Annotated in this window: 2 protein-coding genes; both read left to right on the top strand. The window is 46.5% G+C overall.

All coding sequences use genetic code 11. The features are described 5' to 3' along the window. Nucleotides 1–20: 20 nt before the first annotated feature. The gene (locus tag F6K23_RS41160) at nt 21–224 is read left to right on the top strand and encodes a zinc ribbon domain-containing protein (protein WP_375340838.1); all 204 of its coding nucleotides are present in this window, start codon (nt 21–23) and stop codon (nt 222–224) included. Nucleotides 225–272: 48 nt separating this feature from the next. Then, nucleotides 273–845, top strand: a complete 573-nt coding sequence (locus tag F6K23_RS41155; protein ID WP_293167064.1) for a DUF4255 domain-containing protein — start codon at nt 273–275, stop codon at nt 843–845. Nucleotides 846–1,072 lie beyond the last annotated feature (227 nt).

Genomic DNA, 1,072 nt, shown 5'->3' with positions numbered 1-1,072 from the left:
AAAAGGAATTACCACTCGAGATTAGAGAGTGGGATTGCCCATCTTGTGGTACTCATCATGATCGTGATGGTAATGCAGCATTAAACATCACAACAGAAGGCATCCGGGTATTATCTATGGACGGAGGGAACCCCGTTCCTGCTAGCGGAGCCTGTGTAAGACCGAATACCTGTAAGGGGAAGGGGCAACGGGCGATGAAACTAGAAGCCGACACTTACTCGTAACAGAAGTGTCCGTAGTTCACATCCGTACTCTAAGATTGGGGAAATTTGATGATTCACGATCTGGATAAAACCTTGGAGGAACTCCTTAAGGGTGAACTTCCTCCTGACCTAATCTCGTCAGTTAATATTAGTTTTGCCACACCTGACAAGGATTTTAGTGTCAAGCCAGCGATTAATCTCTTTCTTTACGATGTGCGTGAGAATCTGGAGTTACGCGACAGCACCTGGTCAACAGAACGAACTAACGGTAGGGCGACTAAAAGGCGTAATCCAGTACGAGTGGACTGCTCTTACCTAATCACAGCTTGGTCTGCTCTTACAGGTACAGGTAATGGTCAAAGACCAGAGCAAGAAGAACACCGATGGCTGGGGGAGGTGATGAAAGTTCTACTGCGCCATCGTATAATCCCAGCAGCAGTATTACAGGAAAGCCTCAGGGGGATGGAACCTCCAATCAGGGCAGTTAGTCTGAGTCAGAGCAACCTACAGAGTTTGGGGGAATTCTGGCAAGCGATGGGAGGAAAGCCCAGGGCAGCATTAAACTACACTGTTACTATGGCAGTGGAAGTTGATGAGCCAGTTGAGGCAGGAAGCTTGGTAACCCAGATCAGGATTGGATAATTGGTCATTGACCATTATTTGGGAATTAGGGAAAATGTGATTACTTAATACCCATTAACAATTACCAAGATAGTTGACAAAAGGGTGTTGATCGTGTCGAATAAGATAGGGTTGAGACAAATCCGCCATCAAGTTGCGATTACTGGCCAGGTTAAAGATGCCCAAACTAAGCAGGCAATTGCAGGTGCAGTGGTCGAGATTGCCGATATGCACCCAAGCTTTAAAAG

Origin of the sequence: Okeania sp. SIO2C9 (assembly GCF_010672455.1) — a bacterium.
GTDB lineage: Bacteria > Cyanobacteriota > Cyanobacteriia > Cyanobacteriales > Microcoleaceae > Okeania.
This window is presented reverse-complemented; position numbering and strand designations above follow the sequence as displayed.